This window comes from Arthrobacter sp. StoSoilB13 (genome assembly GCF_019977255.1).
GTDB lineage: Bacteria > Actinomycetota > Actinomycetes > Actinomycetales > Micrococcaceae > Arthrobacter.
Genome location: NZ_AP024647.1, coordinates 284,631 through 310,260, shown reverse-complemented (window position 1 = coordinate 310,260; position 25,630 = coordinate 284,631). Strand labels below are relative to the sequence as shown.

Here is a 25,630-nt window from a genome sequence, read left to right as displayed (position 1 = left end):
ACGACGATCGACGGTCCGCTGATGATCCCTTTGTCGTAAAGGATCCACGGGTCATACGAGAAAGCGCCGGAGCCAAAGACATCCGTTCCGATGTAGGTTCCTTCATGGCCCAGGGCCGGACTCCGTGATGAACGGGTAGGCAGCCGCGAACGTCATGGTCGACGCGCGGTGCGGAGCCGGACGAAGTCGATGCGGCCCCCACAGGGAACTGCTCTCCCTGCTGCCCCAGTCACCGCGCAGGCGCTCGCGGTCCGGCTGTTCCGCCATCTTGTCGTCATCGCTGCGGAACAGCCGTCTCCTCGTTGGAACCGCCTCCGCTGACGCCGCCCGTTTGGCGACCCTCCGCTCCGATCGAGTGCCCGACGGCGTATAGGTCACCTCTTGCGTCTTGAAGCTCATCGCAAACCTCGCCCCAAAGGTAGCCCTCCTGCAATGAACGCAGCCCATTGCTGGCCTGCAAGCAACCGCAGCTCCACGAAAGCGCCAGCGGCCGCTGATTCGAGTTCATGCCGGTGTCGCGCCAGGTCTTCCAACGACTCGGCAGTGATGGTGACGAAGGCCGTGGGCCTGACATCGCCGTGTCCCGCGACGATCTCCTCTTCCCGCTGGGAAACCTCTTCTTCCTCGGCACGCTGCTCGCGGGTAGTCGGCCGATCGAAACGTGCGTTAATCCGCCGTCGTGTTTCGTGGGCTTCTTGAGCGGAACGAATGTCTCGCAGGGCTTCGATGGTCGGCACGGTCCTGATCACCTGGGTCACCGTGTGTCTAAAGTCGCCAACATAGACGAGTGGATGCAGGAAGCCCGGATACACCTTCTGGCGAGGCCACTCGGCGACCCAGAACGTTTGGTGGAATCCAGAGTCGCTTCGGAGGTAGGTCCAGTGCTCCTCGACGGCCATCGGGCCAGAACTTTGGCGAAGTGGCTGCATCTCATCTCTCGATTGACGCTCCGACTTCGAGGATCCACGCGCGAGCGCCTCGGGATCGAATGCACCCCGCAGGACTCCAAGCAGCTTGGACTCAGACAACCATTCATCAACCCTGACACCGTGGGTCGCCAATGAGGTCGTGATCGCACCAACCTCAAGCCGCAACAAGCGTTCGAGCCCGTTCTTCCCTCCGCCCGATTCCTTGATCCTTCGCCGCGACTTTGACGTGTCGACCACCAGCGACAGCAGCACATCGTGACTCATCGCCGACCCTGCCGCCGAGATCAGATCTTGGTAGGCAACCTGCCCCCACGAGCTGCGCTCGCCGTCGGCAGCCGCGACGGTCCGATCGTAGAAGTCCTGCAGCGCTGACGATGGGTACGGGACCGTGTAGTCCTGGACAGCGATCCGTGCGATGTCCGATCGTTGGGCGAGCCCCGCTTGCACTCGGGACCAGGCTTGAGCAGCCCAGGCTTTGTCATCGTCGTCGAGGAGAGCAAAGGATCGGGTGCTACATCGGAGCACCACGATGGCTTCTTTACCCGGGGCGTCGAGGATCACGCATTCCCCACGGGAAAGCGGCTGGACTTTGAGGTTACCCAGTCCCCCAGGCAGCGCAAGCATTCCTGCTTTGACAGGGCGCTCCGGGCGAGCCAGGTAGCGAGTCTGCCCTAGAACACTCCGCACGAAGAACAGGACGATGAGGCTGCCCCAAATCGGATACGGAATCCGCGAGTACTGCAGCACTCCAACCAGCACCAATGAAATCCACATCGGGGCCGTCACTATGAGGCCGCCGGGACCGCCGGCCGCTGAGGCAATTATCGCCACAAGAACGCCGGTGGCTACTAGCAGTAGCTGATACCACTTCAACCCCATGAAGATTCCACGCCGTTCGTACCTGGGAAACTTGACGGGTTCCAGTGCCCGCGATTCATCACTCATTGGACTTGTCCGGTGGTAGTGGCCTGTAGGTGTCCTTGTGCTTGATTGGCGGCAGTTCAGTCGCCGGCAAGGCTGTGTTTGGAGTCCTCACTTCGGGCGCCCGAGGGGTTGGGCGTTGACGGGCGAATGGTGCTTTGCCCGTGCCGCCGGAAGTGCGATTCGTGGGTGCCGAGGTTGTGGAGCCGCTTGAGTCAGTGACCACCTGTCCCCTTACGACTGAGGTGCTGGAGTCGGAACTGCCCGACGGCGACCCCTCCAGAAGGGCGACGTCGCCGCCCGAGCGGTGTACCGGCGTCGTGCTTGAAAGACTCCGCGGCAGCGGCACCGAAGACGGCAGGGCCCTGGTGGGGATATCACGGCGGCTCGACGGAACGGGCCGTGCAATTGCTGAACGGGCCATCATGGATGCAATCGTCAGTCGCCCGCCGAGTTGTCGGCTAACTTGCCGCGAGGCAAAGTTATTGCTGCGGGACAGGACGTGTCCTCCGCCAGCGGTCTGAGCCGCGGCCGCGAGCTCTCCACCCGCGAAGCTGACAAGTCGAAGCGCCATTAACGGAGCTCCGCAGGCAAGAACCATACCGACAGTGCCGGCAGCCAATCCTGCGAACGACTCCGAATCGGCAAACAGCTTGATGGCCGTTGCCAGGACAGTCGCCGCCAGCGGTTTCGCCAGGAGAAGGGCAACGACGATCTCGCACCAACGTCCGGCCCACACCTTTGATTTCTCCCAAGGAAGCATCATGAGGGCGACGGGCGCCACTGCGGCGAGGACGGCGAGCGCGAAGGTCCGGAAAATCATCGAACACATGAGGATGAACGCCAGGATCCACACCACGATGACAGCCATGACAGTGACAATGGCGCCGCCAACGGCACCGCCCTGGTTACCCGGCGCGAGGGAGACGACATTCCATTCTCGGTCTGAGCCCTGAGGAGCTCGTTCAAAGCCGAACAGGCGCATGAAGACTACGTAGGGGTCTGTACCGATCGACTCCAGGAGCGCGGCGGAAGCTTGGTCGCTGGCCCGGGTAAGCTGACGAACGACGTACACGGCCGCCGCCACCAGCGGCACGGCTGCCGCTCCCCCGACCAGGGCATGCAGGAGTCGCCGAGGTTGTTGGCTAAGCAGTCCAGACAAGAGCTGAATGATCATCACCACGACGAGTGGTGTCATCATGACGATGACCCACCAGTTGGTCAGTCCGCCGATCGCGGTCCACTGGGAGTCGTCGACGTCGGAGACCGTGAAGGCGCCCGTGATGAAGCCCCACATCCACGACGCTATGTTCTGAAGGACGTTGGCGAAGATGGATGTGATGGAGCCTTGAATGCCGTCGTTCGCTTGGGAAACGAGTCCGCATCCTGGCGGCCACCAGCCGTTGAGGTCGCAGTCGACTGGCATGGCAGCTCAGAAGCCAAGTGGGAATGCCGTCTGCGACCAGAGGATGTAGCCGTTGATTCCGCCGAGGATGGCCGCGACCGGACCAGTCCACAGCAGGATCACGCCTCCGCCAGATGCGAGCCGCGAGGACTGGCTCAGCTTGCCGGCCAAGAGCATCGCGGCTCCGATGATCGCCACGATGGCGATGACGATGAAGGCGCCGACGAGGATGCCCCCGCCGATCTGCTTCAACGACTCAAGAAAAGGGAAATTCGCGTTTGGTGTGATCCCAGGATCCACCGCTGCCAGAAACATCTGGTGCTCCATCCAGTCGTCTTCCAATGGGATGAGCTGATTGGGCTCACGACTTCATGGATGGTGAGGGAGCGAACGACATGACCATCGTAAGCGTGACGCGGCGGGGCGATCAGGCAGTAGTCGACCCAATTAACGCATGGCGAAGAGGTCCGGGGAAGTCTCGTTGATTATGATTCTTCGAACCAATAGCCAATACGGCGGAGCGTCTGCCCTCCAAGAACTATAGGCCTACGAAGGACAGAAAACTGCGTACATTCCGCAGTTTGGATACTTTCCGCAGTGGTGCATCCATTCATCCTCAAAATTCCCATATCGCCGCCGGAAGCCCTTTAATGACTTGGGCCCGTTGAAACGGGTAAAAGAATCCGCACCGTGCTTACAAGGCTTAGTTGAACCCTCATCAAATCTATCAAACGCACGGGAATTTCCTATTTTTCGATGGAATATTCGATCGCCAGGTACCAAGTCCCTACAGGGCGCCTCGTCAACATTTTGGTTATCGAAGTCTTCTATCAGCGTCAGTGTAATTGACCGCAGCACGTCGTCGAATTTTGCTCCGCGGATATGAAGCTCAATTGGTTCGCGCCTCAGGCTCGAAGGCGGGTCTGCGCGCCTCCCGCCATATGGATCGAACTGAAAAACGAAGGCAGTCTTCTCAGATACGGCGCCGCTAAACGCATCACCAGATCCGACCACATGTGCGTTAAACCCGAACGAAGCCGCCAGTGAGGCCAGTTTCTCACGCCATTTGACCTCCGCATCTACAACTCCCAGGTTTCGCAAATCGCCCAGGAAAACGATCTGGTGCGTTCTTGAACGAGCTGGCGAGGCCGGCGCAGGAAATTCCGCGGACCACTCAGCTAGTGTTAGCAGTAGTTCAAACCATTGAGAGCCCTCTTCTAAGTCCTCAAGCGTCAGTTCGAGCGAAACGTGAGTCACTCTCGGGGGTAGCATTCCCCCGGCCTCCGATTGCACTTTGGGCGAGACTGTAAGGTCGAGTACAGCGAATATCTCGAATGGCATTGCCGAGCTCTCGTCACGGGCCGAAGACAACAGCTTGGCGAATGAGAGTGTCCTTCCCCACTTTTCGCTGAAATGCAACGCTGGGGTTCGCTAATACTTCGAAAGACACCGTTCTGGCGAGACCTTCACCAGACACGCCTATATCAGCAAGCAACGCCGACGCCGATTCAACAAGAGTAGCCAAGAAGGATGAGTCAGACTTGGCTTCCAAGAGTGCGCGCACGGGCGCCTGGCTCTCCTTGTCCGACATCCAATTCTCCGCAAAATCGGACGGATACTTACGAATCTCGCGGACATCCATCAGATCAAGTGCACTGCGTGCCAACTTCGGGGTCGATCGAGCCATGCTTTTACTACTTGTTGAGGAGGTAAGCGGCGGGGATCTGGAGGGCACTGAGTTCAGTCAAACCCATCTGGTCGATGACCTCATGAAGTCGACCCCGTAGAAGGTCGAGCTCGCTTGGCTGCCCAGCAACATTTTTTGGTGTGCGTTTAGTATCTCGGCGTTCAGCAGCCATGGACACTGGCACCGGGTGCTCGCTTGAATGAGGTGCTCGCTCAACAATCCTATTTAGCGGGACGCGCTCCTCCCTCGCCCAGACCTGCGCGTGGGACATGATGTGCTGTTTTAGTCGTACGGTCCATGCTCGATGCAGTCCATGCTTTAGCAGTGCCTTCTTGAATGAACCAGGGCTGGCATCGTCACCAAGAGTCCCCAAAAGCTGCAGCTGGGGCCCTCTTCTGACTGCTCAGCGGCGAATGCTCTCATCCAATCCATCTGTTGTTTCATCGTCACAGGAGAGATCTCCGCGAAACGAAGTGGTTCGGTAAACCACAGTGGAGCCCCCTCTTCATTGAGTGGGACGAAGATTGCCCGCCCATCTGTTCGGTCCCAAAACCTGTGATCCCTATCACCCCAAGTTACGAACGCCGCCCAAAGATCAGAACGGAGCCGGTTTTGAGGTCCAAAAATGGCGTGCAATTCGCTGACATCATCGGCAGTAAGGGTCTTCGTCTTAGCCAGTAGACGAGGGTGGCCCTGCTCGTCTCGGAACAGCTGAAACTTCCCCGTAGTGGCGCCTTCGGTGAGGTAGTCAAGAAACTTGCTGAAGCCATAGGACTTTTCATCAAAGCCTTGAAACCTATCACGGAGGCGCGTCTTCGCTTGAGCTGCCGTGGGGTTTACCCCTCTCGCGTCAGCTTCGAGAACGATCTCTGCCAGAAGGTCGTAAGTGGCCTCCAACTCTGGATTCGCACTCGCGGGACTTGTTTGTGACATATCACATGACTCCTTTCACATGAATATAGCCTCCGCAAGCGGAGGCTATTCCAAAGTTTTTGTGATTCGTCCGCGAAATATATCCAGTGACCACACCTTATGTCAGTCAATGACTTCCAAAAGGTCCCCGTAGGTTGCCGAGTCCACGCTCCGAATACGTCAGAAGTAGACTCGCCGAAAGATGAGATGTTGGATTCGCTTCCACCAGTCACGATCCGGCTGTGGTTTGCCAAGCCCGAAGGCTGACGAAGTCCTTATTTATTTTTGCTCAACTGACCTGTGTTAGTTGGCGTAGCCCAACTGTACCGCGCGACCGCCTTCTCAAGCAACTAGGACCATAACGACGCACAGGTGCGGGGCCTCGCAGACACTCCGTCCGCGGCTTGGGCCCTTTACGGAAGCTTTCGAACAAAGCCGCTCTACCAAGGCCATCTTGGGCGGCGACGCTGCGCTCTGAGGCGATACTGACCTATCTCGGCGTGCACCGATCCCTTCACCATAGGACATTCTTAGGCTAGTAGGTCAAAGTAGGCAGTACCGTGGTTCCAGTCGATAGGATGCATCAGGGTCCCAACCGATGGATTTAGTGCGCTGTACATCAGCCCATCGCCCGCATAAATCCCGACATGCCCCCAATTGTTCGGTCCCTGGGGATTCTGCACAACCAGGTCGCCGATCTGCGGATTGTCTGTCATCTGCCCGACCCGCCATTGCTCCACACGCGGAAGGTCAATTCCGACCTGTCGATAGACCCACTGAACGAATCCGGAACAGTCCCATTCTTTGAATGCAGTCCCGCCCCAGACATAAGAACCCCCGACGCCCATCTTGGTGAAGCGAAGAATGTCCTGGCGGATCTGGCTCAGACCGTCAGCCGAGACGCTGTCAGAGATCACGGCGGGAGCGACCTTGCAGGAAGGAGCGGGCGCGGTCCCGCTAAGGGCATCCACAATTGCAGACGCTTGCGGTTCCCATCGGTCGTATAACTCCGGAAAAGCCGAAACTTGCACCGCTTGCGCCGCCTGCCCCTTACTCAAAGAGGCCCACCCCGGTACATCCAACAATCCGCGCGGGCTTCCGTGATTCGGCCCCGACGTCCCTCCGTAAAACGCTCGAGCGTTGTAAGTGATGTCCATCAGCTCCTGAACACTCCCCCACCCAGCGGCAGGCCGTTGCTGAGCCGAGCCAACGGAGTCGTGATCACTGCCGACTCCATCGTGCGGGTAGTTGAAGGAATCGGGGACGTTAATATTTGCAAGCATTCGAAGACTGGACTCTTGCAGTGACATCATGATGGCGATGACCAGTGCCTCTCGAGGCAAACGGAGTCCTTTCCCGACCGAGACGTACCCCTTGGCGACATTCACCTGGGCCGCCGAAAGCCCGGCGAATTCAACGCCAGGTGGCCGACTGAGTACTTCGAGGGCGTTACCCACATCAGCATCAGCGCCAGAGACACAAGCGACTGCCGCCGTCGGACGATCTCCCACCAGAACAACCGCCACCGCGCTGGCAACCACAGCAAATGCGAGCGCGACCACCGCTACGAAGGCTCCGACTAACCGATAAAGGGTACGTCGTCGCACCAGAACGGCAGCAAGCCCGGGATTAGGCATCAGAAAACGATTCGGTCGGATGACGCGTAGAACGCGACCATCACGCAACGATCAGCAGGTGCTGTCGTAGCCGGAGGACAGTTCACCATCACACTGACGGGTGTCGAGTACGAGTTGGTACTTGCCGAAGTGTGGTCCTGGACAGAAAGTCGCACGGTGCAGACATGTAGCCCTAGCCACGGAGCGGGCCGCTCGCGCACCTTGACCAGCTGCTCGTCACAAGTCAATGACTCCGACTTCGCCTCACGAAAGGCCCCTTGGCCAGCCAAAGTCACGAACGATCCAGCGTTTACGCCTGTAGCCTCGAACTCTTGCACCAGAACGCTCCACGGGTTGGAACCATCCGGAAGCAAAACCCAAAGGTCGCGCAGTCGGCCGTAGACCTCTGAGTAGGACGAAGTCCTCGTATCCCACGTGTAGATACCCTCGGCAGCGGCGGAGGCTACGGCGCGAAAGTCCGTCGGCCGGGGCAGAGGCGAGACAGCCGACGGCTTCGTCGTTCCGGAAGGTTTACCTGAGGGCCGTGGCGCGGCAGTAGATGCGCTCGGCGTAGGAAAGGAAGCCACGGGAGGAACCGCCGGCGCCCCAGTGAATGGCCCCTGGGACGGCAGTGCGATGAGCAGAGCCAAAGAACCAACCATAAGAAGGATTGTCAGCCCGAAGAACCACCGGCCTAAACGTTTCCGAAACCCGTTTGCCTTGCGAAAGCTCATGATTGCCACCTCAGAGGCATTGGTTATCAGGTGCGGAGCAAAGGCATCCGCCGATTAGAAGGAAGCCGCCCTGCGCACTACGCGCCAAGCAGTCTGGTAGAGGCGACGCGCGATGCCGATCTGCACAGCAACGTAGCGATCGGTGACGCCCAGCTCCCGCGCCAGCCGAGCAATCGCTGTTTGCCGTTCCGATCCGTGAATGTCGGGAACAACTATCGCGTTGGCGACCTCACGCAGGAGGACACTTGGAAGGCACTCAACCGCGCGTTGACAGAGCTGGCCGATATCGCCGATGCTGCCCGGGGTGACATCAAGTGCCTGGCTGACCGTCTTCGCGGTCTGGCGGACGGCAGTCACAGCGTTCCAACGACGGCGGTCGTGGGGCGTCGGGAGCGCATATTGGCGAGGCGCCGCGGTGAGACTCTCAACGGCCATCCGCCATGTCGGCGCGGACACGGCTTCTCGAGTCAGCTGCAGGACCATGACCGCCCACTCGTGGTCGATGATCTCTTGGTTTTCGGGATTGTCCTGCGCTATGAGGATCGCTGAGAGGCGTCCCCATGAACCCGAAACCTCGTCACCCGTGGGGTCGAGCAACAAAGGCAGCGTCTTGTGGTTGAGCTCGCGGCGGGCGTGGGCGGCGCAGATGTTCGACGTCACGCCCTGGACCCACGCATCAAAGGGGACACCAGGCAACGCGCGGTAGCTCCCCCGTGATACGCCATTCCAGACAGCCACACGGATGTCCTGCAAGACATCGTCAACATCGCATGCACGTCCGATATGAGCCAGGTGAGAAACGACGTAGCGCCGCACCCCTTCAACAGCTCCCAGCATCTGGTCAACGGACACGGACAACATCGGCTCGGGTGGACCAGTAAGCGAGACGTCCACCGTTCCGGGACGTGACTGCAGTTGTTCGGCCTGCTCAATCTTGTCGTTTAGGCTCATCGCCCTCACCGCTGCGAATAGCTACTATTCTCGAACGTTCGCCGCAGAGTGGCGACGTTGTCGCGGCCGAGCCGACTCAGCCACAAACTAAAGCATCTAAAATTTATTGTCAAAGATACTTTAAGTATCGTCAAGAGTGTGGTTCTTACTTTTTTCATGTTGTTCGGCAAGAATTGAGCCATGCCGCGGATTACGCAACCTCACGACGACGCTTGGTCACCAGACGTCGAGGCAGCCGTGGCCACCTTCGGAAACAGGGCAAGGAACGAAATACTGAGGTTTCTCACGACTTTCGGCCCGGCGACGCGCGGCGACATCGTGGATTCCGTCAGCGCCGGCGAGCCAAGTGTCGCAAAGCATCTGGTCGCCCTGGAGCAGGTAGGTGCGATCGTCGTCGACGTTCCAGCCGGGCGCCGCCACGGCCGGTCCCCGCGGTACTCAGCGAATCCCGCTCGCATCAAGGAGCTGCTGGATGCTCACCTTCGCTATGTCCTGGAGGAGTAGCTGCTGCCCTCTCGCCATGTGGATGGAGATCGATGTCCCTGTTCAGATACTCGGAGATAGCGCGCAACGTTTCCGGCGAGACGTCCCCCAACGTCCTGACGGCAAATGACTTCACCCGTGCCGCCCTCAACGACTTCACAAACTCCAACTGTGAATCTATGCGCTCTGGAATGTCGCCTTCCACGCCGTTCAGCAGATAAGAAGGCTCGACGTCGAACATATCGCAGATAGCGGTGAGCAGCTGAGGATCGCTGACCAGACGTCCAGTTCCATCCTTCATGTAAAACCACCTGGCCCGGGAGATCTTGACACCCCGGGGCCCTGGAGTCCGGCCTCAACTTCCCTGAAAGTGACCGGCGATCCCCTTTCGGCAACAACCACGTCCAACAGGAGGTTCAATCGCCGCGCGAGCGTTGCCTGCGGTGGCTCGCCATTGCGGCTAGCGTCTTTCGCCGGCATGGTCCACCTTTCGATCACCTGTCGCCCCATTACTATGGCTCCTTCGCCATCAGTATTCCGCGAGCGCCGTACCGACACAATCAATTGCAGTTTGAATCTGTTGTGCGGATGATTGCAGGCGTATCCTTTTGCTGTAGACCCGTCTACAGCCGTTATCCTTCTCAACCCTGGCCGTGGTTTGCATGTCGACATCCATCCTGATGAACCGAACACGCACGCAGATACTTCGCTTCTTGATAAGGAGCGGGCCGGCCACTTATACGGTCTTGGCCTCAGAGCTACAGACTTCGAAAGCCACCATTCGACGTCATCTCGTGCTCCTCGAGGTAGCCGGCCTCGTTCACGATTTGGACGGTGAGCGCTTCTCCGCCCGGCCCGCGCTTATTGAGAGCCAGCTCATCGAGTTGGCCGACCAATACTCAGTACAAATGCCTCTTACGACGCCACCGCTTGTTCAGGACTAGCGTCAGCCAACGCGAGGCCGTGGAACCAGTCCTCAACGGAGTGCTCCCACTTGTCGGGGTCGAAATTCCACTCGAGGGAGTGGCCCACGGACTGAAACTCCACCAAGCTAACGAGGTCGGGCCGCCCCGTCGCAGCCCTTTTCGATGCTTCAAACGGGGTGGTGTCATCCTTCCTGCCATGGAGGATCAGGATCGGCTTCTTCAGCTCCCCCGCCCGCGCTAGCCAATCCAGGGCATCTAGGTGTATCGGTTCGGCGAGGCCGGTCACCCACCGAAGCGCTTTCGACTGAAGGATGGCGAACCCCAACTGCACGAGCGGACGTGGCAACCTGGCGGCCTTGGCGTTCGCGCGCAACGTTGTATGCCAGTCAAAGACGGGGGCGTCGAGAACCATCCCCACTATTCGAGGAGCGTGCGCTGAAAGGGCTGCCGCTTGTAGGGCTAAGGCCGCGCCCAATGACCACCCGAAGATCACAATGTGCTCAGCGCCTTCGGCAACGGCATGATTGATAGCCGCTTCGACGTCGCGCCACTCGGTTTCGCCGAGTCGGTACCGGTTATCGGACGACGGCGGTGCGTCGCCGTCGTTTCGGAACGAGACCACCAGCGAGGTCAGTCCCAGACGTCTGGCGACTGGTATGCCTCGAAGACAACCAGCTCTCCTGCCCCCCATTCCGTGGATATGGATCGCCCACGTCCCAGCCCTGTCAGAAGGGGGCGAGTCGAACCTCCAGGCCGGAGCCACGCCGTCGTCGAGGGCAATTTCAACATCTCGGAAAGGCAGGCCTAGTTGTTCGGGTCCGGAGTAGACGTACCCACTCCAAATACCTGCCGCCGCCTGCGCAAGGCTTCCGGAGTCCACGCGCTCCACCACTCGGGTGACCGAGCCTCTTTCCGGGCTGGTTTCAACCACCTGACCCAAGCACGCATGGCCGGCCCCCTGCGCAAACCATAAGCTGTATCGTCCGTCTGCCTGGGTGTGTGTGGTTGCCGGCAGTTCAATGAAAAATTGCCCATCGCTGCCGAGATACACCGACCGAATGGAAAGGTTCTCGCGTCGGCTGAATTTGGGAACGACTACTCGGCGCGCAAAATAAGCCGCTCCCCAAAGACCGGCCAACGAGACCGCTGCCATTGTCAGTCCTGCAACGACAGCCATCCGCCTACGAGCCAACGACACCGTTCTCCCCCTTCTGCTTCCTCCGGTCGTCAATCACCTGGCGGAGCTTCTCCAGTGTTTCTGGAGAGATCCCCTGCAGCTGTCGGGCGGCAAAAGTGCGCACACGCGACTCCCGCAAGGCCCGAAGAAGCTCCAACTGCGCATCCACTAGCCGCGGAATCTCCCCTGCATCGTCGAGGAGGTAGTCGCGGTCCACACCGAAGAACTCAGCCAGATTTCTTAGCAGCGCAGCATCAGTAGCCAGCGAACTATCTCCGCTGCGCATGTACGCCCAACGAGATCGCGACAGCGGGGTCCCCCGCTGACTCATGTGCCTGCTGATCTTTGGGTAGGTCAAAGTCTCTGCGCCACCTGCTTCATAGAGGTCGAGGAGCAGGTTGAGCTTCCGGGCCAACTTGGACTGCGGAGTTTCGGAGACGTTGGCACCATCATCCGTCATAGCGCCCGCTCCCCTCTTCCCTTCCGCGCCTTTGTTCCACGGTCAATCGGTCCAGCTAGATAATTCTCTGCAGCACTCAAGACTCTAAGCTCGCGGATATCCAAGGAGCTCGCTAATCCTGGATCCACGAGGAGAGCGTCCTGCACCTCCACGAGCATTCTATGAAGTCTGCGGGCTGGATCCTTTTGAACTAGCGATTCGATATCTTGTTGCAGTCGAACGTCTTTCCGGGTTCCGGCTGTCTTTTCCCAGACGCCGCTGAGCCCATGAACCAACTCGTTCTCGGTCGCGGCCCTCTTTGCGGTGAAGGATGCGACGCGCAACAGGTGGGATGGCCAGACCCGCGCAAAGGAACGCTATGGCAGCAATAACCGTAAAGTCGTACGCAGGCGATATCGCGTGCATAGCATCGATCTGGCCCTGCAAGTGCAGAGCATCCATGACAAGTACAAGCGTTACAAGGAGCACGGCAAGCGCGCAGCCAATTCCAATGAGTGTGAATGCCACGCGGTAGTAGGGCCTAGACATGCCGGGGCGGAATCGGAAGCATGTAGCTCCGGTGACACTGACCACGTAACCGATGTAGACGAACTGGATCGCTGAGTAAAATGCAGCTGGGAACTGATCGCCGAAATCCAGCATGAAACGCGTCGAGGTTCCTCGCGTGCTGATAAAGCTGAAGCTAGCGGCTAGTCCAAGAATCACGACGCCCAGAGCTACGGCGCCCACAGTGTCTCGTCTCTCTCCAACGTCCTCTGGGGTCGCTGCTCGGATAATCGCCTTCGAGAGAAAGTAGATGCCAACGACCATTGAGATATTGGCCAGGAGGTCGATGTAATTCCGTCCGGCAAATGCCGTGTCAAGGCCCGTGTAGACCGGGTCGATGTTGAGGGTCATTGCCACAGCAATCGTGATGGCCGCAGTCAGAACACTGTGGTCCCGCCGTCGTGTTCCTGGCAAAAGGGAAATGACGAGAAGCCACATCACAACCGCGGCGACAACCTGGATCATCCGAATACCCTCTCGAAGGACCTCGGCTCTCTTGCGCTGTTCCTGATCGCTGCGGCGAAGAGGTCCGCGAGTGATTCCGCAGCCGCCTCGAGCTCATCATCAAAGCTGGTTCGTGCCAGAACACGACGGACTAAACCTGCCGGAAGGTTCGGGAACAGAACGCCGACATAGTCCACCGGAACGACGAGTTCATCGTGCCGTAAGACCATATGCCCCAGTTCGTGTAGCACGAACTGCTGCCGGTGCAGCCCAGACGGGCTGACTGCGTGCAGGATGACTTCGACTTCGTCCGTCGAAAGCCACAATCCGCACACGGACCCACCGTTCAGAAATCCCGCCGCCTCAATTTCGATGGGACGTTGCCGGACACCTTCGACCACACCGACGAGGCGCTCCAAGCTCAGGTGAGTCGGCAGCGCCAAGGAGTCAAAGGCACTCGCTGCTCGTTCTGCCGGCGACTGCCCTGAATAAATTGGGTTCACTTGCATGGGCATTCCCCAGTGACGTTGACCCTCGGTTCGTGGTGACTCAAGCAGCCCCCTGCATAAGCCCGTAACGAACCCTCGATTCAATTGAACGCCCGCGCTCTGGACATGTCCAGAGGTACCAAGGTCTGTGCATTTAGCGCATCGGAGAGGGTAGGTGCGTCTCGACGTGCCTACTCTCCCCCACCAAAGGGGGGCCGAGCTCCTGAAGCCGAGCGGGCGTTGCAAATTAGTGCTGACTCATACAGCGTCGTCCTTTAGCTGAGAGTGAGGCGGCATCATCTCGACAAAGAAGAGAATGCCAGCCGCCACCGATCCCACCAGCAGGTGAGCAAAGGCGGAGGCAGATCCAGTCAAATATGCGCACGAACAATGGAAAATCGCTCTCCTCCAACAAAGCACCGCTCGACAAGCCCACAACTAACCCTGAAACCAAGACGACTAGCAAGACAGTTGGGAGCAGTACCGGTCGCTTAAAAAGCAAACTGTTCCAAGAGAAGAAATTCTGACGCTGGAGATCAACCAGAGGCGAAACAACTTTCCGACCACATGTACCAACTCCGGGTCCTGAGTCTGTGCAGACATTCCAAAAAGTCCGCGCGGCTCAGGTCTTCCGAAGGACGGTAGAAGGCGTGAACCCTCCATTGATCAGTAGCACCGAGCTCCCCAAAGGCTGAACCGCTAAGCTCACTCCTCCACAGCATCTGTAAAAACAGACACCGCTCCTATTGCTCGCGTCGTGTAACTCTTGGCATTGATTCCTCAACTTTCCGCCCGGTTTGTAGGGCGGTAAGTTGAGGAATGAGGAACGCCGCACCAGCTACGGGAGTTGGGTCTGCATCGGTGCTTCTGATTTCGGACGTGTGCCAGCCGAATCCTGTGTGTTCAGCAGATCTTCTGGTGCTCGGTCTATCACGGAACAAAGACCATTGAAGTGGCCTGGGTCTAACTGATGCATGAAAGTGAAGACTGCAGAAATCGCGGGTGCTATTTCATCCGGGTTAATCGTCGCTGTTGTGTCGGGAGACTCGCTGTGGGAGTAAGCGTGGGCATAGCGGGTCAGCTGCTGCCGAAGGGCGTCGGCGTCGCCGGCATAGCCTGAGGCATCCAGCAATTCCGTTGTGTCTCGCATCAATTTGGTGAAGTCACCTACGCCATCGGGACGTTTGAAGCCCATAAATGTTTCCAGTATGCGGCGAATCACATTAGGGAACAACAACTGAGCATCCAACCGGTGCTCGAGGTTGTCGTCCGCTTCAATCTGATCCTTCGCCGCAACGACAGACAAGAACGCATGGTGATAAGTGGAACGAACCTTTTTCCGCATGATTTCGGATGGAGGCCACGAGGTAATCTGAGGGCGTCGACTTGTTCGCCCACGAAATTCCACGTGCTTCGAGGAGATCTCATACAGTTCGGCAGGGTATGCCCTCTTCATAGCGCCGCCCTTATGAAGCGCCTCAATCTGGACATCCCATTGCCTGAAGAGCTCAAAGTTGTGAGTTAGCAGGAACAACTGGTCGACATGAACCTTAGAGATGCACTCGGTCCAAATGTACGTAGAGACTCCCATAAAGATGTTGCTGTCGAGACTGGAGACGGGATCATCAATAATGACAATCGGCTTTCCGTCGGCGGGGTCGTGCCTGGCAACGACTTCCATGAAGTGAATCAGCGTTATTGCGGTGCGTTCCCCTTCGCTCAATCCAACCGCCGGCATACCGTGGCGACTTACCTGATATCGGCCTTCATGTTCCTCGAACTTGAGATCGGCGCGCCCAAGTAGCCTCGTTACCTCACTGTTTAGTACGTCCACCGAGGGCATCGGGTCGCCTTCCACGTTTTCGAGAGCAGCAACACGATCGCGCGCTTCACGCAGGGCTGTCTTTGCGACTTGAATCGCTTTGGAGGCCTCAGTTACTGTCGCTTTGCTGTTATCGGCTTCCTGCGACACAGTCTTCAGGTGGTGCTGTTCGATTCGCGCTGCAGCCTGAGTGACCAACTCGTCGTGCTTTTCGACGCGTTCATTATGTTGCTTTATCAATTCTTCTAGAGGGCTCCCTGTAATGGAAGCGCGGGTCTCGACTTCTGAGTCATCCCCTACCGCAAGGACGTTATTGAGCTTCTGGTTCAGCCGTTCGATGAGACCTTGCGCCCACTTCGATGCGCTGGCTAGCTCTTGTTCATACCTAAGTGCGATTGCTGCAAAGCTGTCGCGAAGGTCCTTATAGAAAGCAGACTTCGAAGGCATCTGCGTTCGTGCCTGGATGGTGGCATTCTCCAGGGTTCGAAGTTCACGGATTAGGTCTCGAAGTTTCGTCTCCGCTTCAGCCACAGCTCCCGAAAAATGGGCGTCGATCGCTGCCTTGCGATCGTCAGAGAGGGTAGATCCACAGAAAAGGCATTGGTCAAGATCCTGATGATGGTCGCGCCCTTCCTGGACCCACCGCGATGCTGTCGGATGGGCCGCGAGAGAATCAAGGACAACAGTTGCGGGTGTTAGGGCTATAAGACTCGCTGCTTCACTTGCAAGACCTTCTCGTATATCAACCGAGAAGAGCCTGGACGGGATCGCGTCAGCGTGGTCCGCTAAAACAAGCTGCTTGTCTGACTGAAGCTTCGCGTCTGAAAGTGTGGCCCAGTTGGCAGACGGAGCACTGAGGCACCTCTCCACTACAGCTTTGGAATACTTGCTTCGCGATTGGTATTTCCCGCCCAGTGTCGTCAGATCATCCACGACCGCTTTGGATGCGCGCCCATAGATCTTCTGCAGAGCAGCATCGGCCGCGGTGAGAGCTTTTTCACTGGCAGATTGCTTAAGGATGAGGTCTGGGAGCTCGGCACGCAGCACTTCCAGCTCGGCTTCCGCTTCGACCGACCGCTCGCCAACTGTTAGCACGGCGGCCATCGTGGGATTGCCATCAGAAAACCTGTGTGCCTTCTTTACGTACTCTTCGTTGAACACGTAGATACGTTCGAAGATGGGATCCGGCTTTCCCTCAGTCGAACGGACAGAGTCGTTTTCGCTCAAGCTGAGGGAGAGGAGTTGCTGTCGCGAACTGTCGTGCCGCGCTATCTCGAAGGCAGAGGACAATGAAGTTTTTCCACTTCCATTGCTCCCGAAGAGCACATTGATTTTTGCGAAGTCACGAGTCGAAGAGGACCATCGAAAATCATCAAAAATGCCCGACGATTTAATGTATTCAAATTTTCTAATCACTAGATGCGCCCCGACATGAGCTCACAAGCAGTTCCGAGTTTGACGTAAAACATGTACGGAAAATTCCCCCTATAACCAATATTCACATTATGACATTGCAGCATTTATCTACAAAGCAGAAGTACGCTGCTCAAGCCACATAAGCAATCAGACGCTGATATGGATCAACAGCAATCGTAGCCCGGGGCACTGACAATATGGCGGAGGTCGGACCCGCCCTGTATCTCTGCGCCCTCCATGCCACAGCCAACCCTGCAGTACATCAAATAGAGGTCGCCATGTTGTCGAGATATCAACAAGAAACGTACCGCAGCCAAAACATCTGACAGGACTCGAATACCTCAACAGGTGCACTCATCGATCACCAGCAAAGCGTAGTGCCGCGAAGCGATCGGTCCGCTACCTAGATGAAGGTCGATGGTGCTGAAGTGCGAGTTCGATGCGTCGATTCGAACCAGGAGCTTCTCGACCGCCGTGTTGGTCTGAGCAAGAAATAGCTTGTCACTGCCATCAAAAAGTCGGCGAGGTGTGTGATCACCCGGGTTTTTCCCATCCCGGCCCCGCCATAGACGAGGGCCACCTTCGACCGCAAGAACAAGTTGCGCAGACCGTGTGCTTTCGATTCGTCGTCGATTTCACCTGGGTTAGTGGCTAGCCGTGCATCGACGGCCGTCGTGTGGCTGGCGAGGCCGCCTGCGGCGATCGCCTGTAGAGAAGATTAGATCGCGAAGGCGTCATTTTCATAGCCGCCGATAGAGACATGCACTCGATCGTGCACCATTCGATCACCCATACATGAAGCCGAGACTAGTGCTTTGGTGGCAAGTCCTTGATATCCTCGCTTGCCGTCCAGATCCGGCTGCGCACCATAAGTATGTTGAGAGCCAGATGTGTGGAAAAGCCAGCCAGCACACCCACCCATACGTTGCTGAGCGATGTGGACGGTTCTTGAGTCGCTGACGCTACGGCTAGCAACACGACGAGCGCTAGCCCTACGAGAACTGTCCAGGCCGCACTAGTTAGTAGCTCATCCACAGGTCGAGCCAGCTTCTCCTCCGGTCACACCTTCTCATCACGCCGAACCTTGACGCTGAGATTGAAGATGTTCACCAGCAGAGAGACCAGGAGGCCGGAGAAGACGGAGGCGCCCGTCAACTGGCTGCCGACTGAATGAATAGGCGGAGCAAGAGCGCTGAGATGACACCCACTGTCAATGGCCATTAGTTTCTGCCCACGGACGGCCAGCTGATGTGCCCGCTGGTGGCCAGTAAAACTGCTCGGTGATGGCCATAGATCTGCCCACTGATTGGTTCGGCGGGGTTGGCCATCGCGAGTTTTGTTAGTTCAGTTGGGTGACTCCTTTCCCGGCGAGGGCTTGGGTGAGGCGGATGGAATCGCCGCTGGTTTGGCAGACGTGGGCGTGGTGCAGGAGCCGGTCCACTGTGGCTGTGGCGAGGGTTTTGGGCATGAGTTCGTCAAAGCCGGCCGGGTGCAGGTTCGAGGAGATCGCGACCGAGCGCTTCTCATAGGCTGCATCCACGACCCTGTAGAGTCCCTCGGCGGCGTCGGTAGCCACCGGCAAGAGCCCGATGTCATCGATCACCACGAGTTCGGCGCGCAGGATTCTGGCCACGGCGCGGGTGACACTGTCATCAGTGCGGTGGGCGCGGATGAGGGCTCCGAGGTCCTCTAGCCTGAACCAGGCCACGCGCATCCCTGCTTCGACGGCTTGCTGGCCGAGAGCTTCGAGGAAGAACGTTTTCCCGGTGCCGGAGGGCCCGCAGACGACCAGGTTCTCGCGTCGAGTGATCCATTCCAGGGTGCGCAGGGCCTGCTGGGTCGGGCCCGGGATGGAGGAGACGGCCGGGTCCCACGCGTCGAAGGTTTTCCCGGTCGGGAAGCCTGCTGCCGTGCGTCGGGTGGCGAGCATGGACCGGGCCCGGCCCGCGGCCTCCTCGGCGAAGAGTGCTTTGATGATCTCTGCCGGTTCCCAGCGCTGGGCGCGGGCGGTCGCGATCAGCTCAGGTGCCAACGCCCGGGCGTGGGGCATCTTCAGCTGCCGCATCAGCGCTTCGAGCTCGGCCGGCAGTGCCGGTGCAGTGGTGTTCGTGGTGCTGACCGGGCTCATCGGTTCTGCTCCTCCTGCGTGGTGGAGGCGGTGACGCCCAGACCTGCCCAGGCGCTGGTGCCCTGGGTCAGGGATCGGGTTTCGTCCGCCGAGTGGGTGGTGGTGCGGGGCTTTCCGGCGTTCAGGATCGAGGCCAGATCCCCGTGGGCGAACCGGCCGTGGAAGGCTGCGTTGCCGAGGGCTTTATCGACTTCAGCGGTGCCGGCGATTTTGGCCAGGGTCACCGCTTCGGCCATTTTCACGTTCATCCGGGCAGTGCCGGCCGCTGCGGCCTCCACCAGCCAGGTCCTGGCACCCTCGCCGATAGCGAGGAACTCTGCTTCGTCCGCGGTGCGGGCCTTCACCGCGTAATCACCCGGGACCCGGGTCCTGGTCCCGGGAAAGTGCTCATCGTTGATGGCGGGGCTGCCGGGCCGTGCCCGGTGATGGCGTGCGACCTCGACGGGACCGGCGGGGCCGTGGTGGACGATGATGACCTGCTCCCCGGGGGCCGGTGCCGTGGGCGCGGACGAACACCTTCGCCCCGAGCAGGCGCGCCGGGACGGAGTACTGGGCGTTCTCGAACGTCACCATCGGGGTGTTCTCCGCGACGGTGCGGGAGAGCCCGAACGCGACCGTGTGCGCGGTATCGGGGATCCGGTGCAAACGCGGGGCCTCCTCGGCCAGGACCGCGGCCGGTTTACGGCGGGTCGCCCGGTGCTCACGGTTGTTGACCTCGTCCATGAACGCCGCGCATGCTGCTTCGAGTTCACCGAAGGACGCGTACTCGGCCCGGAGATTCGTAGCAGTGGGGACCAAGTCGGCTTTGGCCAGCTTCACGGACGCTTCGACGCCGCCTTTCGTTGCGGGGTCTGCGGGCTGGCACGTCAGTACCGTGACCCCGTAATGGCGGGCGAAGTCCAAGGTCTGCTGGTTCCGCACCGGTACCCCGGCGACGTGGGTGGTCGTGACCGTTTTCTCGTTGTCCGTGAGTACATACGTCGGTGCCCCACCGGCGATGCGAAAGCACCGGTCCAAGGCGGCAAACACGCTCGGCGCAGTCCGGTCCCGCAACGGGATCACGATCCGGAACCTGGAGAACGCCAGCCAGGCAACGAACAAGATGGTCTCCACCCCGTCGATGCGGGGACCGTCGCCGAAGTCGTACTACAACCACATCCCCGGCTCTGTGATCCACGGCCGATGCACACGAACATGGCCCAACCGCCACGCGGCCTTGACCTGCGCGACCGCGCGACGGGTGGACCGCTCCGAACCCGCATAGCCCAGAGCGAGGAGCTTCTCGTGGGCCTTGTCAGCACGGATCCGGCCCTTGGAGGCCTCGACCCATTCCTCGATCTTGGGCAGAAACGCGTCCGTGACACGATCCCTGGCGGCGGGTTCGGCGATAGGACGGCCCGCGTCCCGGGCTGCGACATGCCTGGCAACAGTGTGGTGCGAGCAGCCCGTCAGCTCCGCGGTTGCGCGCAACGACCCGGTCAGATCGTAAGCAGCGAGTATTTCCATGATTTCTCCGTCAGACTTCATACAGGGCCTCTTCCTGGCGAAATTTGATGCGACTAGACACCGTCATCAAATCCCGGGAAGAGGCCCCCGCCGCTTAAGACGCGGCAGGACAAGTAAGGAAGTGGGCAGATCTCATGGCCACCGATGGGCAGTTCTACTGGCCATCAGTGGGCACTTTCGTGGCCGCCTACGGGCAGTTTTTCATGGCCGCTAACAACCCACCACAGCAGGAAGTCCTGCGGAGCTTGCATCGCTCGCCTGCCGGAGTCAGTAAAGACTAGTCATGTTTTTAGGCATGAGATTACTCATGAAATAAAAACCACGCGACCTGGAGCGGCCTGAGATGAACTTGGAATTCTTTGAACCTTCGGAAGCTGCGGCGCTCATGCGCTGCAGTGAAGGGTGGCTGCGGGATGGCGCTGCCACCGGTCGATTTCCGCACGCGTGCTGGGGGAAGGGAAAGATCGTGTTCACATCGGAACATATCGAGGAGATAGCCAGGCTCAGCGAGATTTTGCCGGCCACCCATCCGTCGCCAACAGCCAACAGTACCAATCCCAGCGCGCGCCTCATTGGCACACGGGCACGCAACCGCCTCGTCTCCTAGGAGAACATAACAGCATCACCGCATGAACGCCGCGACCTGACGTTCCGTAGCATCCGCCCCGACCTGAAGCGCTTCCGGCATGAGATGACCGTAGACCTGCTCAGTAGTCTTGATGGAGGCGTGACCGAGCCGCCGCGAGATCGTAAAAATGGGCACGCCGTCCTGGATCAACCACGACGCATGTGTATGCCGCAGATCGTGGATCCGAGGTTCCTTCCGTAACCCATGAAGCTGTGCGGCCTTAACCGCCGGCACCCAGTAGTGGTGCCAGTAGAGCTTATGCACGATGCGTTCCCCCTTTGGGGTGCAGAAGAGAAGGGCCTTGCTCGGCCGCCCGGCCACCAACGGAATCAGCAAATCCACGAGCGCAGGATTCAGCCCGATCGTCCGCTTACCCGCGCCAGTCTTCGTCGGCCCGATGTAGAACTGATTCTGCCCGTCGCGTTTCCACGCCTTGTTGATGCGCGCAGTAGCCGGCTTCCCCAACAAATCGATGTCAGCCACCGTTAATGCCGTTGTTTCCCCAAAACGGGTTCCTGTCATCACCAGGAAGTTCGTGAAGTCCCGGTACCGCTCCCCCATTCCCTCCATGATCAACCCGAACTCCGCGTGCGTGAGAAACATCATTTCGTCCTCGGCCTTCTCCACGCTGGGCAGCTGCACACCCCGGCACGGATTGCGCGTGATGTAACCCAGCATCTCGGCAGTGCTCATCGCTGCCGAGATCAAGCCATGCACGTTCTTGATGGTCTTCGGCGAGCGGCCCTTGGCCAACATCGACTTCACCCAGTAAGCGATCATCCGGTAGTCCAGCTTGTCGACAGGAACATGACCGATGACCAGCTTCACATGGAGATCTAGCATGGTCTGGTAGGTCTTCACAGTCCCGCTTGAGGGCCGAATAAGAAGGTCGATGTGCTCCTGGATGACATCAGCGACAGTCGGAATCTTGGCCCTGTTATCCAGGACGGCCTTCTGTGCGATTTCGAAGGACTGGCCGTTCGCATCGAGCAACCGTTTCAGAGTTTCGGCCTCGTGCTCGGAGTCGACAGTTATGCCCTGCTGCTTGCCGAGCTTGGGGTCGCGCCAGACCACCATGAAGGACGAAGAGCCGTCCTTTTTGACGCGTTTCCGGATACTAGCCACATAAAAATGCTAGATCTTTGTCAACGGATTTGGGGCTTTTGTCAACAGTCAGGGGCCATATAGGCCCCTGACCTGCGACAACATCGTGCCCGAGGTGGGACTCGAACCCACCGCCGATCCGCTTATTCTAGGGGTTTTTGGCTAGAACTCAAGGGCTGTGATGTGTCAACGGTGTGCACAGCGTCGCATCATCGCCATTTTTTGGTTACGCGGTCAACACCCGTCAACACCCCCTATAAGCCCGATTGTTACGCAAAAGGCCCCCACCGAAGCGAGGGCCCTCATTACATATTGGTGCTGGCAACGCTACGAATCAGTAAGCGCTGACTGGTCCGCGAGTTCACCTTCTAGGAGCACAGGCGGGGCAACTACTTTGAACGCGAGTGCGGTGTTGAATCCGGGGTCAGTCAGCTGGCGCAGATCAAGGGTTTCCGCTTCCTCGTGCTCACGCATGCTGATTTGCACTTCGCCGCCTAGTTTCGCAACGAGCGCGGCAATGATGATTTCCTGCGGCGTCTTAGTCATAGCGCCCATTCTTGCTGGTAGTCGGGGTGGTCGGAGTACACAGCGGCGAGGGCCATAATGATCGCTTCCCCGGGCGTATGGCTCATCCAGTTGAACGGTGCCTTGCCACTCTTGATCGTCATACTCTTTGACCTCCGCGGTGGCCTGCTGCGCTAGCCCGATGATTGCCCGTTTCGCCGCGCACTCAGCAAGGATCGCGGCGGGCGTCATCATGTTCCGCCCGTAGTTGTCCGTTTCCCAGCGAGTGCTACCAAGCGTCGACCAACCGCTACCAGCATGTTCCTCGTCCTCAGCGATCCTGGCTTCCAGAAACTCGGTGATGGTCATGCGCTGATCCTATCTGCGCCCCGCGCCGCAGCTTCTACCGCTTCGTCAGACACGCTCATGCTTCCTCCTTCTTGCACATGGTCGAACCGTTCCACCAGTGAACCCATTGTTCAAACCCGCCGTCCCAAGTGATTGGGTAGTCGCAGCACCCACATTCCCAGACTCCCGGCGATGCCTGCACCGCAACCTTTGTCGCGCTCATGCCTGCGAGTTGCCTTGCGAGGTTGTCATTCGAGGCCCTGAGTTGCTCGTTCTCTGCCTGTAGGTCTGCGCTCATGGTTTCTTTTCTCCGGTGAGTTGGGTGAACAGTTGGGGGTTGGTGTGGGCGAGGTTGGCGAGCTTCCGGGCCAAAACAGGGGCGTCCGGGAGCGGGTTGGGGGATGGGGTAGTCATGACGCGATCTTCCAAGGATCCATTGCGTTCCCCGGCATCTTCAGTGCGCGACTCGTGCGAAGTACTCGGCGTTGAAGGTAATTCGGCAGCTTGTTCCATTGCTGCGTCGTGAAGCTGGCTCCAGATTCATAGAGGGCTACTACGTGGGATTCCCAATCCCCGCGAAAATGATCCGCCCCATATAGGCGATTAACCTCGGCGCTCGAAACGCCGTACTTCTTTGCCAGTCGCACCCTTTGGGCCCGGTCATACTGGGCGAAGGTGACGATGCTCATATTGCTTGCTCCTGGTCTTCTGCGATGGTGTGTGCGGTGAGTTTGAGTTCCCGGACGAGCGCCCACTGGGTGCCTTCGTCAAGGCCGTCGATGAGTTCAAACAAATGGGTGAGGTTGTGGTGTTCTGGGTGGGTGGTCATGCCCCCTCCCGCAACGCCGCAACAACAGCACGGGCTTGGGTGCGGAACTTCTCCTTGATCAGGCTGTCCTTGTGGTAGCTCTCCCAGTAATCGAGACCGAGGTTATTGGCCGCGCAAAGCAGTTTCGCCGCTCGTTCTATCGCGGCCTCACTAAACATCACCGAATCGGCGGCGGCGAGTGCGGCGTCGGTGATCTTGTCGTGACCGTCCGTGTGCCCGTCCGGGCCATGTTCGATCATGGCGTCAAACACTGCCTCACGCGCAACCTTCTTACGTGCGCTCATTTGGAGGCCCCGCATTTCTTCGTATGAGCTTTGACGCCCTTCAGTGTTTGGAACGGCTTCAAGCATTTCGGGCAACGGATCATGCCGTGTCACCACCCAACGCCTGGACGAGGGCGGCAACCGTGGAGCAGGGGTAAAGCACGTAGCCGATGCTGTTGGAGCAGTAGTGACATGCCACGTCCGAGGCGAAGTAGCCGCCGCCAGGTTTATGCAGAGCAACCACGGCTTCTATGGCTGCGATGAGCTTGGCCTGATCCGTGGGGGACGTGCGTAACTTGGCGAGTCGGTCTTTCATGGGCTGCAACAAGGACGGGATCGTGGCGGTCATGATGCGTGTCCTCGAAGCACTGAGATGACTTCGGCGATTATTTCGTCAGGCGTTCCCCAGACAGCGTTTGCATCGTACTCGCCAACCTTCTCGTCAATGTGGAACACGGACTCAAGGCGGACCCTAGCCAACGCCCTCGCCTCGTCCGAGAACATCACCTTGTCGGCGGCGTTGAGGGCTACTTGTACTTCTTCGCCCATTTCTTCGAGGGCTTCGTTGCCGTAGCGGTCGCCCCAGTGGTGGTCCCATGCTTTTACAGCTGCTTCTAGTCGGTTGCTCATACTGCCACCTCTGATTCGTGCAGGACGGTCGCGGGGAAGGCTTCTTGTGCGAGCATTTCGGGGCTGATGTCTTTGGCGCCGTTGGATGCCCGCCAGCCAGTGAACTCGTTCTTGTGGAGTGACAGGCCACTCCGGTCAAGGATCACTGACCCGCGTGGCAGCGCGTCGAGTTCTTCCACGGTGGTGATCGTGCGCGGTTTCCGGTAACCAAACTCTGTGAGCATCTGCTTCATGGCAGCGATGCCATTTCGTTCTTCGTCAGGGCCGATGGTCAGGATGTTCGCCCAACGCATCCACGCCTCGGCTGCGTCCCGCTCGTCCGGGGCCGCGTTGCTGAGTCCGCAGTCACCGTCGAAGATCTTCCGGTACCCAGCAGCAAGGATCGCATCAGCAACTTCCAGCCCGTTCTCTCGACTGGGGCCGCCAACCATATCCGCCAGTTCGTCACGTTCGGTGCTCATGCGTACCACACACCGTTCATGCGTACCCAGCCCTCGTAGCAGCCGGACATTTCTTCACGTGCCGTGCACGCGTACCGGTAACACCAGCGTGACCCGTTCATGGCGGTGTAGCAGGACGTGTACATGGCGGCTTCGGCGGGTTGCGCCGGTTGGGTGGCTGCGAGGCTGAGGGTGAGAAGACTAGCGGCTGCGAGGGTCGCTAGGGCGCGTTTGGCGCTCATGCTTCACCGTCTTCTGCTGCGGTGCTGATGCAGTCGTGACAGAGAGCAGTTTCGTTGCACAGCTCGTCATCATGGGTGGCGCGGATGGTGA

At 58.9% G+C, this 25,630-nt stretch carries 30 protein-coding genes and 1 pseudogene; 3 read left to right on the top strand and 28 right to left on the bottom strand.

Annotated features, from left to right (window positions below; all coding sequences use genetic code 11):
• Positions 1-102 precede the first annotated feature (102 nt).
• The 9 genes from LDP01_RS01590 to LDP01_RS01550 form a co-directional block, all read right to left on the bottom strand.
• Positions 103-399 carry a hypothetical protein gene (locus LDP01_RS01590; RefSeq protein ID WP_224089803.1) on the bottom strand — a complete coding sequence of 99 codons (297 nt, stop codon included), beginning with the start codon at positions 397-399 and terminating at the stop codon, positions 103-105.
• A complete protein-coding gene (locus LDP01_RS01585) occupies positions 396-1,874 on the bottom strand; it encodes an SCO6880 family protein (RefSeq protein ID WP_224089802.1) in 1,479 nt (492 codons plus the stop codon). The genes LDP01_RS01590 and LDP01_RS01585 overlap by 4 nt, the downstream gene beginning before the upstream one ends.
• Complete coding sequence (locus tag LDP01_RS01580; RefSeq protein WP_224089801.1) at positions 1,867-3,276, bottom strand: type IV secretion system protein; 1,410 nt, start codon at positions 3,274-3,276, stop codon at positions 1,867-1,869. Before LDP01_RS01580 ends, LDP01_RS01585 begins: the two co-directional genes overlap by 8 nt.
• Before the next feature lie 6 nt (positions 3,277-3,282).
• Complete coding sequence (locus tag LDP01_RS01575; RefSeq protein WP_157372120.1) at positions 3,283-3,570, bottom strand: hypothetical protein; 288 nt, start codon at positions 3,568-3,570, stop codon at positions 3,283-3,285.
• A 231-nt stretch (positions 3,571-3,801) separates the two neighbouring features.
• Positions 3,802-4,596, bottom strand: a complete 795-nt coding sequence (locus LDP01_RS01570; RefSeq protein WP_224089800.1) for a hypothetical protein — start codon at positions 4,594-4,596, stop codon at positions 3,802-3,804.
• A gap of 13 nt (positions 4,597-4,609) precedes the next feature.
• A complete protein-coding gene (locus tag LDP01_RS01565) occupies positions 4,610-4,942 on the bottom strand; it encodes a hypothetical protein (protein WP_224089799.1) in 333 nt (110 codons plus the stop codon).
• A gap of 318 nt (positions 4,943-5,260) precedes the next feature.
• A complete protein-coding gene (locus tag LDP01_RS01560) occupies positions 5,261-5,875 on the bottom strand; it encodes an LOTUS domain-containing protein (protein ID WP_224089798.1) in 615 nt (204 codons plus the stop codon).
• 509 nt (positions 5,876-6,384) lie between these two features.
• A complete protein-coding gene (locus LDP01_RS01555; RefSeq protein ID WP_224089797.1) occupies positions 6,385-7,491 on the bottom strand; it encodes a C40 family peptidase in 1,107 nt (368 codons plus the stop codon).
• 767 nt (positions 7,492-8,258) lie between these two features.
• The gene (locus tag LDP01_RS01550; RefSeq protein ID WP_224089795.1) at positions 8,259-9,155 is read right to left on the bottom strand and encodes an RNA polymerase sigma factor; all 897 of its coding nucleotides are present in this window, start codon (positions 9,153-9,155) and stop codon (positions 8,259-8,261) included.
• A 180-nt stretch (positions 9,156-9,335) separates the two neighbouring features.
• Here LDP01_RS01550 and LDP01_RS01545 point away from each other — a divergent pair, with 180 nt between their 5' ends.
• Positions 9,336-9,659: an ArsR/SmtB family transcription factor gene (locus tag LDP01_RS01545; RefSeq protein WP_128397298.1), complete on the top strand. Its 324-nt coding sequence runs from the start codon at positions 9,336-9,338 to the stop codon at positions 9,657-9,659.
• Here LDP01_RS01545 and LDP01_RS01540 read toward each other — a convergent pair.
• Complete coding sequence (locus LDP01_RS01540; protein ID WP_224089793.1) at positions 9,613-9,939, bottom strand: hypothetical protein; 327 nt, start codon at positions 9,937-9,939, stop codon at positions 9,613-9,615. The two genes, LDP01_RS01545 and LDP01_RS01540, sit on opposite strands and share 47 nt — an antisense overlap.
• 361 nt (positions 9,940-10,300) lie before the next feature.
• Here LDP01_RS01540 and LDP01_RS23855 point away from each other — a divergent pair, with 361 nt between their 5' ends.
• Positions 10,301-10,582: a winged helix-turn-helix domain-containing protein gene (locus LDP01_RS23855; protein ID WP_224089791.1), complete on the top strand. Its 282-nt coding sequence runs from the start codon at positions 10,301-10,303 to the stop codon at positions 10,580-10,582.
• On the opposite strand, the gene LDP01_RS01530 is transcribed toward LDP01_RS23855, so the two are convergent.
• The 8 genes and pseudogenes from LDP01_RS01530 to istA form a co-directional block, all read right to left on the bottom strand.
• Positions 10,554-11,717 carry an alpha/beta hydrolase family protein gene (locus LDP01_RS01530; RefSeq protein ID WP_527249048.1) on the bottom strand — a complete coding sequence of 388 codons (1,164 nt, stop codon included), beginning with the start codon at positions 11,715-11,717 and terminating at the stop codon, positions 10,554-10,556. The two genes, LDP01_RS23855 and LDP01_RS01530, sit on opposite strands and share 29 nt — an antisense overlap.
• Positions 11,718-11,745: 28 nt before the next feature.
• Positions 11,746-12,201: a hypothetical protein gene (locus LDP01_RS01525; protein WP_224089787.1), complete on the bottom strand. Its 456-nt coding sequence runs from the start codon at positions 12,199-12,201 to the stop codon at positions 11,746-11,748.
• 159 nt (positions 12,202-12,360) lie between these two features.
• On the bottom strand, positions 12,361-13,212 hold the full coding sequence (locus LDP01_RS01520; protein ID WP_224089786.1) for a hypothetical protein: 852 nt from the start codon (positions 13,210-13,212) through the stop codon (positions 12,361-12,363).
• Positions 13,209-13,700: a hypothetical protein gene (locus LDP01_RS01515; protein ID WP_224089785.1), complete on the bottom strand. Its 492-nt coding sequence runs from the start codon at positions 13,698-13,700 to the stop codon at positions 13,209-13,211. The genes LDP01_RS01520 and LDP01_RS01515 overlap by 4 nt, the downstream gene beginning before the upstream one ends.
• 817 nt (positions 13,701-14,517) lie before the next feature.
• Complete coding sequence (locus tag LDP01_RS01510; RefSeq protein ID WP_224089784.1) at positions 14,518-16,917, bottom strand: AAA family ATPase; 2,400 nt, start codon at positions 16,915-16,917, stop codon at positions 14,518-14,520.
• Positions 16,918-17,320: 403 nt separating this feature from the next.
• Entirely contained in the window at positions 17,321-17,497 is a 177-nt protein-coding gene (locus LDP01_RS23850; RefSeq protein ID WP_224089783.1) for an AAA family ATPase, read from the bottom strand.
• Between the two features lie 759 nt (positions 17,498-18,256).
• The gene (gene istB, locus LDP01_RS01500; RefSeq protein WP_224089782.1) at positions 18,257-19,045 is read right to left on the bottom strand and encodes an IS21-like element helper ATPase IstB; all 789 of its coding nucleotides are present in this window, start codon (positions 19,043-19,045) and stop codon (positions 18,257-18,259) included.
• Positions 19,042-20,572 (bottom strand): annotated as a pseudogene (gene istA / locus LDP01_RS23575) (IS21 family transposase). The gene istB and the pseudogene istA overlap by 4 nt, the downstream one beginning before the upstream one ends.
• 445 nt (positions 20,573-21,017) lie before the next feature.
• Here istA and LDP01_RS01480 point away from each other — a divergent pair.
• On the top strand, positions 21,018-21,158 hold the full coding sequence (locus LDP01_RS01480) for a hypothetical protein (protein WP_224089776.1): 141 nt from the start codon (positions 21,018-21,020) through the stop codon (positions 21,156-21,158).
• 15 nt (positions 21,159-21,173) lie between these two features.
• Here LDP01_RS01480 and LDP01_RS01475 read toward each other — a convergent pair whose 3' ends face one another.
• The 10 genes from LDP01_RS01475 to LDP01_RS01425 form a co-directional block, all read right to left on the bottom strand.
• A complete protein-coding gene (locus LDP01_RS01475) occupies positions 21,174-22,304 on the bottom strand; it encodes a tyrosine-type recombinase/integrase (protein ID WP_224089774.1) in 1,131 nt (376 codons plus the stop codon).
• A gap of 306 nt (positions 22,305-22,610) precedes the next feature.
• Complete coding sequence (locus tag LDP01_RS23255) at positions 22,611-23,156, bottom strand: DUF6221 family protein (protein WP_263433727.1); 546 nt, start codon at positions 23,154-23,156, stop codon at positions 22,611-22,613.
• A 55-nt stretch (positions 23,157-23,211) separates the two neighbouring features.
• Positions 23,212-23,433 carry a hypothetical protein gene (locus LDP01_RS01460; protein ID WP_224089772.1) on the bottom strand — a complete coding sequence of 74 codons (222 nt, stop codon included), beginning with the start codon at positions 23,431-23,433 and terminating at the stop codon, positions 23,212-23,214.
• A gap of 112 nt (positions 23,434-23,545) precedes the next feature.
• Complete coding sequence (locus LDP01_RS01455; RefSeq protein ID WP_224089771.1) at positions 23,546-23,824, bottom strand: hypothetical protein; 279 nt, start codon at positions 23,822-23,824, stop codon at positions 23,546-23,548.
• Positions 23,821-23,964 carry a hypothetical protein gene (locus LDP01_RS01450; protein ID WP_224089770.1) on the bottom strand — a complete coding sequence of 48 codons (144 nt, stop codon included), beginning with the start codon at positions 23,962-23,964 and terminating at the stop codon, positions 23,821-23,823. The genes LDP01_RS01455 and LDP01_RS01450 overlap by 4 nt, the downstream gene beginning before the upstream one ends.
• Positions 23,961-24,248: a hypothetical protein gene (locus tag LDP01_RS01445; protein ID WP_224089769.1), complete on the bottom strand. Its 288-nt coding sequence runs from the start codon at positions 24,246-24,248 to the stop codon at positions 23,961-23,963. Before LDP01_RS01445 ends, LDP01_RS01450 begins: the two co-directional genes overlap by 4 nt.
• A 79-nt stretch (positions 24,249-24,327) precedes the next feature.
• Positions 24,328-24,576: a hypothetical protein gene (locus LDP01_RS01440; protein WP_224089768.1), complete on the bottom strand. Its 249-nt coding sequence runs from the start codon at positions 24,574-24,576 to the stop codon at positions 24,328-24,330.
• Positions 24,573-24,857 carry a hypothetical protein gene (locus LDP01_RS01435; protein ID WP_224089767.1) on the bottom strand — a complete coding sequence of 95 codons (285 nt, stop codon included), beginning with the start codon at positions 24,855-24,857 and terminating at the stop codon, positions 24,573-24,575. Before LDP01_RS01435 ends, LDP01_RS01440 begins: the two co-directional genes overlap by 4 nt.
• Positions 24,854-25,318, bottom strand: a complete 465-nt coding sequence (locus tag LDP01_RS01430; protein WP_224089766.1) for a hypothetical protein — start codon at positions 25,316-25,318, stop codon at positions 24,854-24,856. The genes LDP01_RS01435 and LDP01_RS01430 overlap by 4 nt, the downstream gene beginning before the upstream one ends.
• Entirely contained in the window at positions 25,315-25,539 is a 225-nt protein-coding gene (locus tag LDP01_RS01425) for a hypothetical protein (RefSeq protein ID WP_224089764.1), read from the bottom strand. Before LDP01_RS01425 ends, LDP01_RS01430 begins: the two co-directional genes overlap by 4 nt.
• Positions 25,540-25,630: the final 91 nt, after the last annotated feature.